Annotated in this window: 6 protein-coding genes; 3 read left to right on the forward strand and 3 right to left on the reverse strand. The window is 72.5% G+C overall.

Going from position 1 to position 18,609, the window contains the following annotated elements:
- Positions 1-189: 189 nt before the first annotated feature.
- Together ACSMX9_RS23835 and ACSMX9_RS23840 are read right to left on the reverse strand one after the other, a co-directional pair.
- Positions 190-2,733, reverse strand: a complete 2,544-nt coding sequence (locus tag ACSMX9_RS23835) for an FtsX-like permease family protein (RefSeq protein ID WP_445396796.1) — start codon at positions 2,731-2,733, stop codon at positions 190-192.
- Complete coding sequence (locus ACSMX9_RS23840) at positions 2,733-3,536, reverse strand: ABC transporter ATP-binding protein (RefSeq protein WP_351248149.1); 804 nt, start codon at positions 3,534-3,536, stop codon at positions 2,733-2,735. Before ACSMX9_RS23840 ends, ACSMX9_RS23835 begins: the two co-directional genes overlap by 1 nt.
- A 296-nt stretch (positions 3,537-3,832) precedes the next feature.
- Between ACSMX9_RS23840 and ACSMX9_RS23845 the strand changes: the two genes are divergently transcribed.
- From ACSMX9_RS23845 to ACSMX9_RS23855, 3 genes are read left to right on the forward strand one after another with little or no spacing between them, the layout of a single operon-like run.
- The gene (locus ACSMX9_RS23845; RefSeq protein WP_445396798.1) at positions 3,833-5,119 is read left to right on the forward strand and encodes a sensor histidine kinase; all 1,287 of its coding nucleotides are present in this window, start codon (positions 3,833-3,835) and stop codon (positions 5,117-5,119) included.
- Positions 5,107-5,778 carry a response regulator transcription factor gene (locus ACSMX9_RS23850; protein WP_445396800.1) on the forward strand — a complete coding sequence of 224 codons (672 nt, stop codon included), beginning with the start codon at positions 5,107-5,109 and terminating at the stop codon, positions 5,776-5,778. Before ACSMX9_RS23845 ends, ACSMX9_RS23850 begins: the two co-directional genes overlap by 13 nt.
- 14 nt (positions 5,779-5,792) lie before the next feature.
- Positions 5,793-7,451 carry an MFS transporter gene (locus ACSMX9_RS23855; RefSeq protein WP_445396802.1) on the forward strand — a complete coding sequence of 553 codons (1,659 nt, stop codon included), beginning with the start codon at positions 5,793-5,795 and terminating at the stop codon, positions 7,449-7,451.
- A 91-nt stretch (positions 7,452-7,542) separates the two neighbouring features.
- Here ACSMX9_RS23855 and ACSMX9_RS23860 read toward each other — a convergent pair whose 3' ends face one another.
- A complete protein-coding gene (locus ACSMX9_RS23860) occupies positions 7,543-18,591 on the reverse strand; it encodes an SDR family NAD(P)-dependent oxidoreductase (RefSeq protein ID WP_445396804.1) in 11,049 nt (3,682 codons plus the stop codon).
- Positions 18,592-18,609: the final 18 nt, after the last annotated feature.

Genomic DNA, 18,609 nt, shown 5'->3' on the forward strand with positions numbered 1-18,609 from the left:
GGCCAACCCCTAGCAGGGGTGCCTAGGGGCCGGCGGGAGCGGGGGAGAGCAGGGGAAGGAAAGGGGGTCCCCACCGACCCGGGGGAGGGCGGTGGGGACCCGGTCGGATGCCCTCGGGGGATTTGGGGCATCCGGCCTTCGGGGTGGCTCTGCCCGGTGGCCCCGGGGGGCCGGGCCACCGGGCTGTCGCTAGGCGGCCGAGGTGGCCGCCTCCACCGGACGGGACATCGTGGCGCGCCAGGTCGGTACCAGGGTCGCCGCGAAGGCGATCACGACGGCGCCGGCCACGACCGTGAAGTAGATCCACAGCGGCACCGAGGGGACCACGTCGTCCAACTTGGCCATGCTGTAGGGGAAGATGGTGATGGTGGCCGCGACGGTGCCGAGGAAGACTCCGACGATCGCGGTGAGCGCGCTCTCCAGCCCCATCATCACCATGACCTGCTTCCTGGTGAATCCGGTGAGCTGCTGGAGCCCGAACTCCCTGCGCCGGCGACCGGTGGCCGCGATCAGGGTGTTGATCACGGAGATCGCGGTGTAGCCGACGATCAGCCCCACCACCATGTAGTTGATGGTGGCCAACTGCTGCTGGCCCCCGGTGCGTGCGGCGCTCAGTGCCTCGCTGTCCGACACCTCGACGCCCGGCTGGTCCTTGACCAGCGCGGTCACCGCGGCGGTCACCTCGTCGGGGTCGGCGCCCGCCGCGTGGCGCACCAGGATCTGCTTCGCCACTCCGTCGGTGGTGTGCGTGACCAGCAGCGGGGCGGGCAGCAGCAGCGCCGTGGCATCGCCCTTCGGGTGGTAGGTCGCCACCACCGTCACCTTGACCGGGGTGCCGTCGCCGAGCCTGAGGGTGATGCTGTCGCCGACCTTGCGGCCCAGGGCCTCGGCGCGTTCGACGGGCAGGACGACGCTGTTGCCGCGCAGGTCGGCCAACGAGCCGGTGGCGGCGGGCACCGCGAGGTTGGCCACGTCGTCGATGCCCTGGAGCGGCCAGCCGTCGCCGGTCTGGTCGGCGTCCTCGGGGCTCTGCACGAAGCCGGTGCTGGTCACGTAGGAGGACGCGGCGTCGACGCCCGGCGCCTGCCGCACCCGGTCGAGGGTGCCGGGGGCGAGCCCGCCGACCTCGGAGGTCACCACGTTGTCCGCGTGCAGGACCCCGTTGCGGGAGGTCCGGTGCGAGGCGTCCTCGATCTGCTGCATGTACAGGGTGCCGGTGGCGACACCGGTCAACAGGACGATCGGAGTGACGGTCGAGGCCATCCGGATGGTGTGGGCACGGGAGTTGAGCACCGCCATGTGTCCGGTGAGGCCGGCCAACAGACGCATCGGGCCCTGGAGCAGCCAGACGATCGCCTTGGTGAAGCCGGGGGCGAGCAGTGCCAGCCCGATGGCCCACATGATGCAGGCGGGGCCCGCGGTGCTGGCCGTCAGGTCGCCCTTCATCATGGTCACGGTCATGACGGCCATGGCGACGCCACCGGTGAGGAAGAGCACCGACAGCACGATCCGGACGCGGGTGAGCCAGCCGCCCTCCTGGGCGCTGCTGGCCAGGGCGTCGGTGGCCCGGGTCTCGGCGACCTTGCGGGCGGTGAGGTAGGCGGCGCCGACCGCCGCCACCAGCGAGGCCACGACGGCCACGACCGCGGGGATCAGGCTCTGCCGGAACTCGATGGCCCCCGAGATGATGCCGGCGTCGACCAGCTGGTCGAAGAGGAGTTCGCTGAGCAAGGCCCCCGGCAGACAGCCCAGGACCGCGGCCAGCACGGCCACGACCAGGGTCTCCCCGAGGATCATGAGGCGCAGTTGGGCGGGGGTGGTGCCGATCGCCTTCAACAGGGCCATCTCGCGCTGCCGCTGCTGCACGGTCAGGCCCAGCGTCGAGGACGCCCCGAACATGGCGACCAGGACCGCCCAGCCGCCGAAGATCGCGGAGAGCATGACGAGGTTCTTCTGGCTGGCGGCGGCCTGCGGGAACTCGGCGAGCCCCCGTTCGTCGCCCGTCAGCGTGACGGCACCGCCGTCGAGGACCTCGTCGATCCGCTCGCGCAGCTCGGCGGTGTCGGTGCCCGGCTCGGGCAGCACCCCGATCGCGTCCACGGCACCGCCGTCGAACGCCCTGGCCTGGACGTCGCTGAAGAACACCGCGGGCTGGGACGCCGCACGCCCGCCGGACTGCTCGACGACGCCGGTGAGCCGGAACTCCTCGCCGCGGCCGGCGACGACGATCCGCACCCGCTCGCCGACGCGGGCACCGGCCCGCTCGGCGAGACCGCTGTCGAGCACCACCTCGCCCGTCGCGGTGGGCCGCTCCCCCGAGGAGAGGGTGTAGGGCGCGAGCCGGGCGGACTCCCAGGCGTGACCGAGCGGGCGGTGCTCGTCGCCGGTGGCGCTGTCCGGCAGGTCCGTGACCGGGCGGCCGTCGCGAACGACGGCCACCGGGAAGGACGCGTCGGCGACCGCCCGCTCCACCCCGGGCACGTTCTCCACCGTGCGCACCTGCGCCTGGTCGAGCCGCACCCGTTCGGCGAGCGTGGAGCCGTCGTACTTCTGGTCACCCGTCACCACGATGGGCGCGGCGGCGAACCGCTGTGCCGGCACCGCTTCGCGGACGCCGCTCTCCATGAGCCCCCCGCAGGCCATGATGAGGGCCGAGCCGAAGAACAGGGCGACGAAGGTGGCCACGAATCCGCCGAGGCGGAACCGTAGCGTCTGCATGGCCAGGGACAACATCAGTACGTGCCTCCGGCCGCGGTGGTCTGCTGGCCGTACGCGCCGCGTGACTCGTCACCCCACGCGCCGAGGCGGGTCATCCGCTCGGCGACCGCCTCGGCCGTCGGGTTGTAGAAGTCCCCCACGAACCGGCCGTCGGCGAGGAACACCACCCGGTCCGCGTAGGACGCGGCCACCGGGTCGTGCGTCACCATCACGATGGTCTGCCGCAGCGCCCGCACCGACTCCTGCATCAGCAGCAGCACCTCGCGGGCCGTGCGGGTGTCGAGCGCGCCGGTCGGCTCGTCGGCGAAGACCACCGCGGGCCCCGTCACCAGGGCGCGGGCGATCGCCACGCGCTGCTGCTGACCGCCGGAGAGCTCGGCGGGACGGTTGTTCCTGCGGTTGCCGAGCCCCACCCGCTCGATGACCTCCGCCACCCGCCGGCGGTCGGGACGGCGCCCGGCCAACTTCAGCGGCAGGGTCACGTTCTGCACCACGGAGAGGGCGGGCAGCAGGTTGAACGCCTGGAAGATGAAGCCGATGCGCTCGCGCCGCATCTTGGTCAGCGTGGTCTCGTCGTACTGGCTCAGGTCCTCGCCGTCGAGGAGGACGGTGCCCGAGGTCGGCCGGTCGAGCCCCGCCGCGCAGTGCAGGAAGGTGCTCTTGCCCGAACCCGAGGGACCCATCACGGCGGTGAAGCTGCCGCGCTGGAAACTCAGGCTGACGCCGTCGAGGGCCGTCACCGAGTTGGCGCCCTGGCCGTACACCTTGCGAACGGTGTCGAGCCGTACTGTGTCGTCTACAGCGGTGCTGGTGTCCATCCAAACTCCCTGAACCCGTCGCGTGGGAGACGCGATCACGTGGTCCACGCTACGGACGGGCGAGGGCCGGGCCGATGGGTCTTCTTCCACACCCGGGGTAGAGAAATCCCTACCCCCGACCTGGGGCAATCCCCACCGCCCGACCGGGCTCCGCGTGCGATCCTTCACCAGGACGTGGGACCGGGCCGGGTCATGGGCCGGACCACCCGGAACGGCCGGCACCTCCCCACCGCGCGCGGCACGAGCGCGCACGCGGGGGCGTGCGCGGTCGGGGGAAGAGCAGGAGGTCGGGACAGTTGGACGAGGTTGGGGCCGCGCGGTCACCGAAACGGCGCGGGATCACGGAGCGGCTGCGCTGGTGCACACGGGGACTGCTGGTCGCCGTGCTCTCCCAGGCGGGGAGCGTCGTGCTGTTGGCCGTCACGATCACCACCTTCGCCACCATGGTCATCGGCGTCGGCTTCCTCATCCTGCCGGTCGTCATGGTCGCCGTGCGCGGTCTCGCCAACTTCCACCGGCGCACCGCGCTGGAGTGGTCGGGCGAAGCCATCGACACCCCCTACCGGGACACCGCCGGGGACGGCGCCTACGACACCGCGGGCACCTTCGCCCAGTGCCGGCGACTGCTGGCCGACCCCGCCACCTGGCGGGACGTCCTGTGGATGGTGCTCGACAGCGTCGTGGGCCTCGTCCTCGGGCTGCTGCCCGCGGCCCTCGTCGCCTACGGCCTCAACGGCATCCTCGTCACCCCCCTGCTGTGGGAGAGCATGGGCCCGCACTGGGGCTTCGGCGCGACCTGGTTCATCACCGACCAGGGCGACGCCAACCTCGCCATCCCCCAGGGCTTCCTCCTCGTCCTGCTCGGCCTGCTGATCGCGCCGCCACTGGGCCGGTTGCACCTGCGCTTCAACCGGGCGCTGCTCGCCCCCACCCGCAACGCCCGACTCACCCTGCGCGTGGAACACCTCACCGAGACCAGGTCGGACGCGGTGGAGTCGCAGGCCGCCGAACTGCGCAGGATCGAGCGGGACCTGCACGACGGGGCGCAGGCCCGCCTCGTGTCGCTCGGCATGAAACTCGGCCTCGCCGACACCCAACTGGAGAGCAACCCCGCCCTGGTGCGCCAACTCCTCGCCGACGCCATGGAGTCCAGCAGTCAGGCACTGACCGAACTGCGCGACCTGGTGCGCGGCATCCACCCCCCGGTACTCGCCGAGCGCGGACTCGACGGGGCGGTCCGGGCGCTCGCCATGGCCCTGGCCATCCCCGTCGACGTCCACATCGACCTGCCCCGGCGCCCCCAGGCACCCATCGAGTCCGCGGCCTACTTCGTGATCGCGGAAGCCCTCGCCAACGTCACCAAGCACAGCGGCGCGAACTGCGCCAGCATCCGGCTCTGGCACGCCGACGGCACCCTCCGCGCCCAGGTCGGTGACAACGGACGCGGCGGCGCCCGGGCCGAGGGCGGCAGCGGCCTGCGGGGGCTCCAGCGCCGTCTGGCCGCCTTCGACGGAAGAATCGACATCAGCAGCCCGGTGGGCGGGCCGACCCTAGTGACGATGGAGCTCCCGTGCGCGTGGTGATCGCCGAAGACCTGGCACTCCTGCGGGAGGGGCTCGTCCAACTCCTCACCGCACACGACTTCGAGGTCGTCGAGGCGGTGGACAACGGGCCCGCGATGCTGCGCTCCCTGCTCGCCCACCGGCCCGACGTGGCCATCGTCGACGTGCGACTGCCCCCCACCTTCACGGACGAGGGACTCCAGGCCGCAGTCCAGGCCCGCGCCCAGGTGCCGGGACTGCCCATCCTGGTGCTGTCCCAACACGTCGAGCAGATGTACGCCCGCGAGCTGCTCTCCGACCAGAACGGCGGCGTCGGCTACCTGCTCAAGGACCGGGTCTTCGACGTGCGCCGCTTCGTCGACATGGTCAGGCAGGTGGCCTCCGGCGGGACCGTGATGGACCCCAAGGTCGTCTCCGAGCTGATGACCAGGCACGACACCGTGAACAGCCCGGTGCACAGCCTCACCGAACGGGAACGCGAAGCCCTCGGACTGATGGCCGAGGGCCGTTCCAACGCCGCGATCGCCGCCCGGATGTTCGTCTCCGAGAAGGCGGTCAGCAAGCACACCAACAACATCTTCGCGAAGCTGGGCCTCACCGCCTCGGGGGACGACAACCGCAGGGTCCTGGCGGTGCTCGCCTATCTGAACGCCGAGACCCGGCACCCGCCGGCGAAGTAGGAGCGGAGCACTCCATGAGCCATGCCTTAGCGTCCCACCAGCAGCACACCAGAGCCGGCCGGAAACAGTGGACGGGACTCGCCGTCCTCACCGTCGTGGTCCTGCTGGTCTCGCTCGACATGCAGGTCCTGTCCTACGCGCTGCCCTTCATCAGCGCCGAGTTGGAACCGAGCAGCGCGCAACTCCTCTGGATCGTCAACATCTACCCCTTCGTCCTCGCCGGGCTGCTGCTGACGATGGGGGCGCTCGGCGACCGGATCGGCCGCAAACGCCTGCTCATGGGCGGCGCCGTCGTCTTCGGCGCCGCCTCCCTGATGGCGAGCTTCGCCTCCAGCCCCACGATGCTGATCGCGGCCCGCGCCCTGCTCGGCCTCGGCGGCGCCACACTGATGCCCTCCACCCTCTCCCTCATCCGCACCATGTTCCGCGACGACGGACAGCGCAGGATCGCCATCGCCGTGTGGACCGGCGCGTTCGCCGCCGGCGCCCTGCTCGGCCCGCTCCTCGGCGGCGTGCTCCTCGAACACTTCCGGTGGGGCTCGGTCTTCCTGGTCAACCTGCCCGTCATCGCGCTGCTCCTGGTCCTCGGGTCACTGCTGCTGCCGGAGTCCAGAGCGACCGACCCCGCCCGGTTCGACCTGTTCAGCGCCGCCCTCTCCCTGGCCGCGGTCCTGCCCGCCGTCTACGGCATCCAACGGATCGCCGAGGACGGCGTCAGCCCCGCACCGATCGCCTCGCTGGTCGCGGGCCTCACCGTCGGCTGGTACTTCCTCCGGCGACAACGCACCCTCAGCGAACCCCTCCTCGACGTCCGGCTCTTCCACGACCGCGCGTTCAGCGCCGCCGTCGCGACCAGCGTGCTGGCTGTCTTCTCCCTGGTCGGCTCGGGCCTCTTCACCGCCCAGTACCTCCAGATGGTCCTCGGATTCGGCCCCTTGCAGGCCGGGCTGTGGGCACTGCCCGCCGCGGGCGCCGCCCTGCTGAGTTCCGGGCTCGCCCCCGTGCTGGTGCGGTTCGTACGCCCCGGAACGGTGGTCTCCTGCGGCCTGGTGGTCGCCGCCCTCGGATACCTGGTGCTCGCCCGGATGCACGTCGAGTCCGGAGTCGCGACGCTCGTGACCGGGACCGTCGTCATGGCGGCCGGCATCACCCTCGTCATGACCGTCACCTCCGACCTGGTGATCGCCACCGCCCCGCCGGACCGTGCCGGTTCCGTCTCCGGACTCTCCCAGACCGCCACCGAGTTCGGCGGTGCCTTCGGCGTCGCCATCCTCGGCAGCGTCGGCACCGCCGTGTACCGCGCCGACCTGACCGACCGGGTGCCGCAAGGACTGCCGCCGTCCGCGGTGCGGTCCGCGAAGGACACCCTCGGCGGCGCGGTGGAGGCGGCCGACCGGCTGCCCGGAGCCACCGGCGCCGAACTCCTCACCGTCGCGCGGGAGGCGTTCGCCGCCGGCCTGCGTGCCGCCTCCTGGACCGCGGCCGGCCTGCTGCTCCTCATGGCCGCGGTCTCGCTGGTCCTGCTGCGGCACGCCCGGGGAGCCGACGCGGACGCCGCCGGACCCGAGCCCGACCCGCCGGCCGATCGCTGCGGGTCCGCCACCGAGCCCGCCGGCACGGCTGCCGCGGCGGACGTGGACGAGGACACCCCGACGGTACCGGGACCGGCCTGAGCCCACCTCCGCGCCGCAGAACGCCGGAACCGGCCGCCGCCACGAGGCGAGCGGCCGGTTCCGGCGTTCTGCGGGTGCCGGGCCGGCGGCGTCAGTCGGCGTCCAACTCGCCGTCAAGGATGTCGAACAGCTCGTCGGCGGAGACCGACTCCAGCTCCGCCCGGTCGTCCTCGACGGTGCGCACGCCGGCCGACCCGGCCAGCTCGCCCCACTGCGCCGTCAAGGCCCGCAGCCGGGCGGCGACCCGGGTGTGCGCCGCCTCGTCGGGCGCCGTCCTCCGCATCGTCGCCTCCAGACCCGCGAGTTCGGCCTCCAGAGCGTCCAGCGGCGAGACCTCGACCTCGTCCCCGACCAGTTCGTCCCGCAGGTGACGGGCCGCGGCGAGCGGGGTCGGGTGGTCGTAGATCAGCGTGGACGGCAACCGCAAGCCGCTCGCCCCGCCCAACCTGTTGCGCAGTTCGAGCGCGGTCAGGGAGTCGAAACCCAGCTCCACGAACCCGCGCCCCGGATCCACGTCCTGGGCCCGGGCATGGCCCAACACCGCCGCCGTGTGATCGCGCACCAGGCCCAGCAGGGTGCGCACCTGCTCCTCGGACGTCCTACCCGCCAACGACCCCACGAGTTCGGCGCTCCGGTCCCCGCCGTCCGCACCCCCGTCGACTCCCTCCGCCGCGGCCCTGCGGACGGGTTGGCCGAGCAGCGAGCGCAGCATCGCCGGCACCCCGTCGCCGCCCGCCCCGGTCCCGGCCCGGGCGACATCGAGCGCCATGGGGAGGACCACCGCACGGCCCCGGCCGCCCCCGGCGAGTGCCGCGTCGAACCGGGCCAGGCCCTCGTCCTCCCGCAGCGCCCGCATCCCGGAGCGGCCCATCCGCCGCGCATCGACCTCGGAGAGCTGGTCACCCATCCCGGTGCCCGCGTTCCACAGGCCCCAGGCCAGCGAGAGCCCGGCCGCGCCCCGGGCCCGCCGGTGCTGGGCGAGGGCGTCCAGGAAGGCGTTGGCCGCCGCGTAGTTGGACTGCCCGGCGGCACCGAGGGTGCCTGCCGCCGACGAGAACACCACGAACGCGGCCAGCTCCGCGTCCGCCGTCAACCGGTGCAGGTTCAGCACCGCGTCGACCTTGGGACGGAACACGGTCTCGAACCGCTCGGGCGTCTGCGAGGCCAAGGTCGCGTCGTCGAGCACCCCCGCGGCGTGGACGACGGCGGTGAGCGGGTGCGCGGGGGAGATCCTGCCGAGGGCGTCCTTCAGTTCGCCCTCGTCGGCCGTGTCGCAGGCCACGACCTCGACGTCGGCACCCGACTCGGCGAGCTGCGAGACGAGTTCGTCGATCCCCTCGGCCGCCGGACCGCGCCGGCTGAGCAGCAGCAGATGCCGTATGCCGTGCTCCGTGACGAGGTGACGTGCGAGTACCCGGCCGAGGCCGCCGGTCCCACCGGTGACCACCACGGTCCCCTCGGGATCGAGCCCCACCCACCCGGACCCCGGGCCGGTGTCGTCGGCGCCGTCGTCGGCGGTCGTGACCCGCACGAGCCGCGGGGCCAGCGCGGTGCCCTCCCGAAGGGCGACCTCGGGTTCCCCACCGGTCACCGCCGCGGCGGAGGCCAGCGACCGCCAGGACTCCGGAGCACCGTCCACGTCGACCAGCGCCACCCGGCCGGGGTGCTCCTCGCGCACGGACCGCACGAGCCCCCACACGGCGGAGCCCGCGAGGTCGAGCACGTCCTCGACCCCGGCGTCGGGGAGGGCGGCGGAAACGGCCCGTCGGGTGACGACCACGACGCGCGTACGGGCGAACCGCCGGTCCGCGAGCCAGCGCTGGAGGAGCGACAACACCCGTCCGGTCGCCGTCCGCACCGCCGAAGCCGTCCCCGCGGACACGGGGCCCCGGGCGCTGCCCGCCGGCGCCTCCTCGGCACCCCGGTCGTCGTGCAGCACGACGACCTCCGGTATGTCGGACGGTAGTTGGGACTCGATGTCCAGCACCCAGGAGTCCACCGTGGTGTGCGCGCCGGAAGGCCGCACGGTGAGGACCTCCCCGGCCGCCGGGCCCACCGGAGCGAGCGGCACGGGCGTCCAGTCGACACCGAACAGCGGTCGCGGCCCGGCCTCGGGGTGCGGAAGCTGGTCGGCGGTGACGGCGCGCAGCACGAGCGACTCGACGGACACCACGGTCTCGCCCCGTGTGTCAGCGGCGAGGACGGACAGCGTGTTGTCGCCGGTACGGGTGAGCCGCACCCGAAGCCGTGTCGCCCCGGTCGCGTGCAGGGTCACGCCCCGCCACGCGAAGGGCAACAGCATGTCCCCTCGGTCGCTGTCGCTTCCGAAGTCCCCGAGGTCCGAGGCGTGGAGTGCGGCGTCGAGGAGGGCGGGGTGGATGGTGAAGGTGTGGGTGTGGGGGTGGGCTTCGGGTGGGAGGGTGATTTCGGCGTAGGTGTGGTGGTTGTCGTGCCAGGCGGTGGTGAGTCCTTGGAAGGTGGGGCCGTAGTGGTAGCCGTGTTGGGCGAGGGCTTGGTAGGTGTGGTGGAGGGGGATGGGTGTGGTGTGGGGTGGGGGCCAGGTGGTGAGGGTGTTGTCTTGGGCGGTGTCTTGGCTGGTGTCTTGGGCGGTGTCTTGGGTGGTGTTTGTGGTGTTTTGGGTGGTGTGGGTGGTGGTGGGGTGGGGGGTGAGGGTGCCTTGGGCGTGTTGGGTCCAGGGTTGGGGGTGGTGGGGGTTGTGGGGTCGGGTGTGGATGGTGAGGGTGCGGCGTTGTTGGTGGTCGGGGGTGTTGAGGGTGATGTGGAGGTCGAGGGTGTGGTGGGGTGGGAGGGTGAGGGGTGTTTGGAGGGTGAGTTCTTCGAGGTGGGGTGTGTGGGTGTGGTGTCCTGCGTGGAGGGCGAGTTCGAGGAGTGCGGTGCCGGGGAGGATGGTGGTGTTGTTGATTTGGTGGTGGGTGAGCCAGGGGTGGGTGTGGGGGTTGAGGGTTCCGGTGAGGGTGATTTCTTGGGTTTGGGGTCGGTGGATGATGGCGGTGAGGAAGGGGTGGTTGGTGGGGGTGAGGCCGGCGGTGGTGATGTCGGTGTGCGGGGTGGTGGCGTTGAGCCAGTAGTGCTGGTGTTGGAAGGGGTAGGTGGGGAGGTTTACGGGTCGGGTGTGGGGGGTGTGGGTGGTCCAGGTGATGGGGTGGCCGTGGGTCCAGAGGTGGGCGAGGGTGGTGAGGGTGTGGTGGGGTTCGGGTTTGTTGCGGTGGAGGAGGGCGTGGGCGTGGGTGTTGTCGGGGAGGAGTGGGGTGGTGAGGGCGGTGAGGGTGGTGTCGGGTCCGATTTCGAGGTAGCGGGTGACGCCGTCTTCGGTGAGGGTGTGGATGGCGTCGGTGAAGTGGACGGTTTCGTGGATGTGGGTGACCCAGTACTCCGGGCTGGCCAGTTCGGCGGGGTCGGCGTGGGTGCCGGTGACGGTGGACACGAAGGGGAGGGTGGGTTCGCTGTAGTCCAGGGTGCGGGCGAGTTGAGCGAACTCGTCGAGGACGGGGTTCATGAGAGGTGAGTGGAAGGCGTGGGACACCTTCAGGTAGGTCGCCTTACGGCCCCGGGCCTTGAGCGCGTCGACGACGGCGCCCACGGTGGCGGTGGTGCCGGAGACGACGAGGGAGTTCGGTCCGTTGATCGCGGCGATGGCCGCGTCCGTGGCCTCGCCGAGGAGGGCGCGGACTTCGTCTTCGGTGGCTTGGACGGCGGCCATGGTGCCGCCTTCGGGCAGGGCTTGCATCAGCCTGCCACGGGCCGCGACCAGCGCTGCTGCATCGGCGAGGGAGAACACCCCGGCCACGTGCGCGGCAGCGATCTCACCGATCGAATGCCCCGCCACCACATCCGGCCGCACCCCCCAGGACTCCACCAACCGGAACAACGCCACCTCAACGGCGAACAACGCCGGCTGCGCGAACTCCGTACGATCCAGCAAGGCAGCCTCCTCCGAACCCTCCGCCGCGAACATCACCTCGCGCAGCGGCTTCGGTAGCAACGCGTCGAGATGCCCGCACACCTCGTCCAACGCCCGCGCGAACACCGGGAACGCCTCCGCCAACCCACGTCCCATGCCCAGCCGTTGTGCTCCCTGGCCGGTGAAGAGGAACGCGAGGCGGCCTTCGCTGGTGGTGCGGTGGAACGTGTGGGGGGTGGTCCGGCCGACCGCGAGGGCGCGGAGACCTTCGAGGACGTCGTCAGGACGGGTCCCGGTGACCACGGCACGATGCTCGAACCCGGCCCGGGTCGTCGCCAAAGCCACCGCCACCTCCCCCAACCCCGGAGCATCCTCCGCCTCCAACACACCCACCAGCCCCAGCGCCTGGGCCCGCAACGCCTCGACCGACCGCGCACTCAACACCAGAGGCAACCACCCCGCCACCCCCACCGACGACGACCCAACCCCGCCACCGTCCCCAACCCCGTCTCCAGCCACCGGCTCCTCGGGAGCCTCCTCCAGGATCACGTGCGCGTTCGTCCCGCTGATGCCGAACGACGACACACCAGCCCGCCGAGGCCCCACGGCCTCCCAAGACCTGGACTCGGTCAACAACTCGACCCGCCCCGCCGACCAGTCCACCTTCGACGAGGGCTCGTCCACGTGCAGCGTCCTGGGCAGAACCCCGTGACGCATCGCCATCACCATCTTGATCACCCCCGCCACACCCGCCGCAGCCTGGGTGTGACCCAGATTCGACTTGACGGAACCGAGCCAGAGGGGATCGTCCCCCACACGATCCTGGCCGTAGGTCGCGAGGAGCGCCTGGGCCTCGATGGGGTCGCCGAGGACGGTGCCGGTGCCGTGGGCTTCGACGGCTTGGATGTCGGTGGGGGTGAGTCCTGAGGTGGTGAGTGCTTGGCGGATGACGCGTTGTTGGGAGGGGCCGTTGGGGGCGGTGAGGCCGTTGCTGGCGCCGTCCTGGTTCACCGCGGAGCCGCGTATCACTGCGAGCACCCGGTGTCCGTTGCGCCGGGCGTCCGACAACCGCTCCACCACCAGCACACCCACCCCCTCGGAGAGGCTGGTGCCGTCCGCCGCGCTCGCGAACGCCTTCGCCCTGCCGTCGTGGGAGAGGTTGTTGGCCCGGCTGAAGTCGATGAACGTCTCCGGCGTGAACATCACTGACACGCCGCCTGCGAGCGCCAGTTGGCACTCGCCGCCGCGCAGCGCCTGAACGGCCAAGTGGAGCGCGACCAGAGAGGAGGAGCAGGCGGTGTCCACGCTCACGGCGGGGCCTTCGAGGCCGAGGGTGTAGGAGACGCGGCCGGAGGCGATGCTGCCGAGGCTGCCGTTGCCGAGGTAGGTGTCGACGCCTTCGGGGAGGGGGGAGTTGCCGAGGCGGGAGGCGTAGTCGTGGTACATGATGCCGGTGAAGACGCCGGTGCGGCTGCCGCGCAGGGTGTGGGGGTCGATGCCTGCGCGTTCGAGTGCTTCCCAGGAGGTTTCCAGGAGGAGGCGTTGTTGGGGGTCGGTGGCGATGGCCTCGCGGGGGGAGATCCCGAAGAACTCGGCGTCGAACTCCGCCGCGTCGTGCAGGAAGCCACCCTCGGCGGTGTGGCTGGTGTTCGGCCGGCCCCCGGCGCCGTCGCAGATCTCCGCGATGTCCCAGCCGCGGTCCTCGGGGAACGCCGTGATCCCGTCGCGTCCCTCGACCAGCAGTTCCCACAGCCCCTCCGGGCTGGTGATGCCGCTGGGGAAGCGGCAGCCCATGCCGACGATCGCGATGGGCTCGTCGGCACTCGGGCCGGCCGGACCGGCCGGGGCGGTGTCCGCCGGTTCGTCTCCGCCGCCGAGTTCGGAGCCCAGGAACTGTGCCAGGGCGATCGGTGTCGGGTGGTCGAAGACCAGGGTGACCGGCAACCTGATGCCGACGGCCGTGCCCAGGCGGTTGCGCAGCGCCACGGAGGCGAGCGAGTCGAAGCCCAGGTCCTTGAAGGCGCGGTCCGGGGCGACCGCCGCCATCGCCTCGTGCCCGAGGATGCCGGCGACATGGGTGCGTACCAGGTCGACCAGGAAGCGGTGGCGTTCGGACCCCGGCATCCGGGCCAGTCGACGGGCGAGCGTGTCGGCGCCGTCGGCGGCGGCGGACGCCACCGCGCGGCGTGTCCTGGGTCGCACCAGGGCGCTGAGCAGGGGCGGCAGGGCGTCCTGGCGTCGGCGCAGCGCGTCGAGGTCGAGCCGGATCGGCAGCAGCACCGGGGCGCTGCCCGAGATCGCGCGGTCGAAGAGTGCCGCGCCCTCCCCGGCGGAAAGGGCCCGGACGCCAGAGCGTGCCATCCGCTCGACGTCCGAGTCGGTCAGATGGGTGGTCATGGCGGACTTCCGTGCCCACAGGCCCCAGGCGAGGGAGTGGGCGGGGAGGCCGTTCGCCGTGCGGTGGTGGGCGAGGGCGTCGAGGAAGGCGTTGGCGGCGGCGTAGTTGGCCTGTCCCGCTCCGTCCAGGGTGGCGGCGGCGCTGGAGTAGAGGATGAAGTGGGTGAGGTCGAGGTGGGTGGTGGCGTGGTGGAGGTGCCAGGCGGCGTCTGCTTTGGGGGTGAGGGTGGTGTGGAGGTGGGTGGGTGTTTGGTTGGTGAGGGTGGCGTCGTGGAGGGTACCTGCGGTGTGGATGATGCCTTTGAGGTGGGGGAGGTTGTTGATGAGTTGGGTGACGTGGGTGGGGTTGCCCATGTCGCAGGTGTGGAGGGTGATGTGGGCGCCGAGTTGGGTGAGGTGTTGGGTGAGTTGGGTGGCGTTGGGTGCGTGGGGTCCTTGGCGGCTGGCGAGGGCGAGGTGTTTGATGCCGTGTTGGGTGATGAGGTGTTCGGCGATGAGGGTGGCGAGTCCGCCGGTGCCGCCGGTGATGAGGAGGGTGTCCTGGGGGTCCCACGACTCGAACCCCGTCATCGGTGCGGGTTCCGGTGCCCAGCGGACGAGCCGGGGCACGTGCGCGAGGCCGTCGCGCAGCGCGAGTTCGGGTTCCCCGCTCGTCAGCGCCAGTGCGGCCAGCCGGCCGGCGGACTCGGGGGTGCCGTCCGTGTCGACGAGCACGAAGCAGTCCGGCAGCTCGGCCTGCGCCGAGCGCACCAGCCCCCACACCGACGCTCCGACCAGGTCCACCGGCATGCCGTCGGGGCCCGCGGCGCCCCGGGTGACCACGGCGAGCCGGGACGCCGCGGGGCGTTCCCCGGACGACCACTCCTGGAGCGCGGCCAGCACGGTGCCGAGCACCTCCCGCAGCAGTTGCGGCACCCGCTCGGCGTCCGTGACGTCGACCGGCGGAACCGGAAGCACCAGCAGCTCCGGGGCGGTGGCGTCGTCCGCCGGCTCGCCCGCGGGCAGCAGCGCGGTACGGGCGGCGGGGTCGGCGGCGCCGTGGCCGGGCAGCGGGGCCCAGGGCGTGTGGGCTGCCGGGGCGGCGGCGTCGGGCTTCGGCTGCCACTCGACGCGGAACAGCGAGTCGCGGTGCGGTGCGGGCTCGGCCGACAGTTCGTCGACCGCCACCGGGCGTAGGACCAGCGCGTCGACGGAGGCCACCGGTGCGCCCGCCGGGTCGGACAGGCTCAGGCTCACCGCGTCGTCCCCGGCGGGTGCGACCCGGACCCGTAGCGCCGCGGCGCCCACGGCCCGCAGGCTGACCCCGCTCCAGCTGAAGGGCAGCCGGATCAGTTCGGCGGCTCCGGGAGCGCCGGCGGTGTAGAAGGGGCCGAGGCCCGCCGCGTGCAGGGCCGCGTCGAGCAGCGCGGGGTGCAGACCGTACGCCGCGGCTTCGGCGCGGACGTCCTCGTCCAGGGCCACCTCGGCGAACACCTCGTCACCGCGCTGCCAGGCGGCGGTCAGGCCCTGGAAGACCGGGCCGTAGCCGTAGCCCTCGTCCGCCAGCCGCTCGTAGAGGTCGGTCACGTCGAGGGGCGTCGCGCCTTCCGGCGGCCAGGGGGACGGGGCGCTCTCCACGGGATCGGGGAGGGTCGACTCGGGAACCAGATGGCCGGTGGCGTGTCCGGTCCACCCGTTCCCGTCGTCCTCCTCCGGTTCTGCGTCGGCCGGGCGCGAGTGGATCGTCACCGGGCGGCGGCCGTCCCCGTCGGGCACGCCCACGAACACCTGGAGTTGCACGGCGCCCTTCGGCGGCAGTGACAGCGGCGCCGTCAGGGTGAGTTCGTCAACGCGTCCACAGCCGACCTGGTCACCGGCCCGGATGGCGAGTTCCACCAGCGCCGTCCCCGGCAGCAGCACCGCGCCGCCGGCCGTGTGGTCGGCCAACCACGGATGCGTGTCCAGTCCGATGCGGCCCGTCAACAGGGTGCCGTCGGCGTCGGCGAGACCGATCGCTGCGCTCAGTAGGGGGTGGTCGACGCCGTCGAGCCCGGCGGAGGCCACGTCGGAGCCGCCCGCGTCGGGGCGCGGCCAGTACGAGCGACGCTGGAACGGATAGGTGGGCAGGTCCACCCACGACGGATCGTCGGGGGCGAACGTCGTCTGCCAGTCCACGTCGACACCACGTGTCCACGCCTCCCCGAGCGAGAGGTGGAAGCGGCCCATTCCCCCCTCGTGCCTGCGCAGCGAGCCGATCGCGGAGACGGGGCGCCCGGCGGCCTCACCGGTCTCCTGGATGCCCACGGCCAACAGCGGGTGCGGGCTCGCCTCCACGAAGACGGTGTGCCCCTCCGTCAGCAGCGCCCGGGTGGTCTCCTCGAAGCGCACCGTCTGCCGGAGGTTGCGGTACCAGTACGCGGCGTCCAGTCCGCTGGTGTCGATGACGGAGGCGGTCACCGTCGAGTAGAACGGGATGTGCGAGGCACGCGGGGTGATGTCGGCCAGGAGGGCGAGCAACTCGTCCTCGATGGCCTCCACGTGGGCGGAGTGCGAGGCGTAGTCCACCGGTATCCTCCGGGCCCACACGTCGTCCGCCTGGAGCTCCGCGAGCAGTTCGTCGAGCGCGTCGGAGTCGCCGGAGACGGCCACCGAGCCGGAGCCGTTGATCGCCGCCACGGACAGCCGTCCGCCCCAACGGCGCAGCCGCTCCTCGACCCGCTCGGCGGGCGAGGACACCGACATCATGCCGCCGGGCCCCGTCAGGCGCCGCGCGATGGCCTGGCTGCGGAGGGTGACCACCCGGGCCGCGTCCTCCAGGGAGAGGGCGCCCGCGACGCAGGCCGCGGCGATCTCGCCCTGGGAGTGGCCGACGACCGCGGCGGGCCGCACCCCGTGCGACTGCCACAGCTCGGCCAGCGACACCATGACGGCGAACAGCACGGGCTGCACCACGTCGACGCGCTCCAGGGTGGGCGCGTCGGGATCGCCGCGCAGCACGGCCAGCAGATCCCAGTCGGTGAACGCGCCCAGCGCCCGCGCGCACTCCTGGAGGCGCTCGGCGAACACGGGGGCGGAGTCCAGGAGTTCCAGCGCCATTCCGGCCCACTGGGACCCCTGTCCGGGGAAGACGAAGGCCACCTTGGCCCGGGTCGCGGCCGTGCCGCCGACCAGGGTGTCGGGCGGGTCGCCGGCCGCGGTGGCCCGCAGCCCCGCGAGCAGGCCGTCGCGGTCGTCCGCGACCAGGACGGCACGGTGCTCCCACGCGGCACGGGTGGTGGCCAGGGAGTGGCCGAGGTCGGCGAGGCGGAGGCCGAGGTCGCCCGCGATCCGCTCGGCGAGCCGTCCCGCCTGGGCACGCAGCGCCGCCTCGCTCTTCGCCGTGAGGAGGAACGGGCGCGCCGTCGCCGTCTCGGGCTCGGTGGGCGCGGGCGCGCCGCCCCCCGGTGCCTGCTCGATGATCACGTGCGCGTTGGTACCGCTGAGCCCGAAGGACGAGACCGCGGCACGACGCGGACGGTCGCGCCGCCACGGCAGCGGTTCGGTGAGCAGCCGCACCGCGCCGTCTTCCCAGTCGATCTTGGTGGAGGGCGCGTCCACGTGCAGGGTCCTCGGCAGCACCCCGTGCCGTAGCGCCATCACCGACTTGATCACTCCGGCGACGCCGGCGGCGGCTTGGGTGTGGCCGATGTTCGACTTGACGGAGCCGAGCCAGAGGGGATCGTCCGCGGGGCGGTCGCGGCCGTAGGTGGCGAGGAGTGCCTGGGCCTCGATGGGGTCGCCGAGGACGGTGCCGGTGCCGTGTGCCTCCACCACGTCCACGTCTGCGGCGACCAGACCGGCGTCGGCGAGGGCCTGGCGGATCACCCGCTGCTGGGACGGGCCGTTGGGGGCGGTGAGGCCGTTGCTCGCGCCGTCCTGGTTCAGGGCCGAGCCCCGCACCACCGCGAGGACGTGGCGGCCGTTGCGCCGCGCGTCCGACAGCCTCTCCAGGACCAGCATGCCGACGCCCTCGCCCCACCCCGTACCGGCGGCGGCGTCGGCGAAGGACCGGCAGCGTCCGTCGAGCGCCAGCCCGCGCTGCCGGCTGAACTCCACGAACGTGCGGGCGGTGGACATCACGGTGACGCCGCCCGCGAGGGCGAGCCCGCACTCGCCCTTGCGCAGCGCCTGCACCGCCAGGTGGAGCGCCACCAGCGAGGAGGAGCACGCCGTGTCGACCGACAGCGAGGGTCCTTCGAGACCGAGGGTGTAGGAGACGCGGCCCGAGACGATGCTGCCGTCGGTCCCGGTGACCATGAAGCCCTCGGCGCCCTCCGGCACCGTGCCCACCCGCACCGGGTAGTCGGTGGCCATCACTCCCGCGTAGACCCCGGTCCTGGTGCCCGCGAGGGACCGCGGGTCGATGCCGGCCCGCTCGAACGCCTCCCAGGAGACCTCCAGGAGCAGCCGCTGCTGGGGGTCGGTGGCGGTGGCCTCGTGCGGGCTCATCCCGAAGAACGCCGCGTCGAACTCCGGCGCCCGGTGCAGGAACCCGCCCTGCCCGGTGTAGCTGGTGTGTGGACGGAAACCCTCCGGGTCGACCACCCCGTCGAGGTCCCAACCCCGGTTGTCGGGGAAGTCGGTGATGGCGTCGGTGCCCGAGTCGACGAGCGACCACAGGTCCTCCGGGGACTCCACGTCCCCCGGGAAACGGCAGCTCATGCCCACGATCGCCACGGGTTCGGCGGCGGCGGCCGTGGCCTCGTCATAGCGTCGGCGCAGCCGCTCGTTCTCCAGTAGCGATGTGCGCAGCGCATCGGCGATCTTCTGCACGGTCGTGCCGTTTGTGTCCACGGTCGTCACTCGCATTCCTGCTCGCTC

The sequence above is a fragment of the Streptomyces sp. LE64 genome (assembly GCF_052606915.1).

Bases quoted from the DNA above. Each gene is read 5' to 3' on its own strand.
- ACSMX9_RS23840 (WP_351248149.1), bottom strand. From the start codon at position 3,536: ATGGACACCAGCACCGCTGTAGACGACACAGTACGGCTCGACACCGTT.
- ACSMX9_RS23855 (WP_445396802.1), top strand. From the start codon at position 5,793: ATGAGCCATGCCTTAGCGTCCCACCAGCAGCACACCAGAGCCGGCCGG.
- ACSMX9_RS23835 (WP_445396796.1), bottom strand. From the start codon at position 2,733: ATGTTGTCCCTGGCCATGCAGACGCTACGGTTCCGCCTCGGCGGATTC.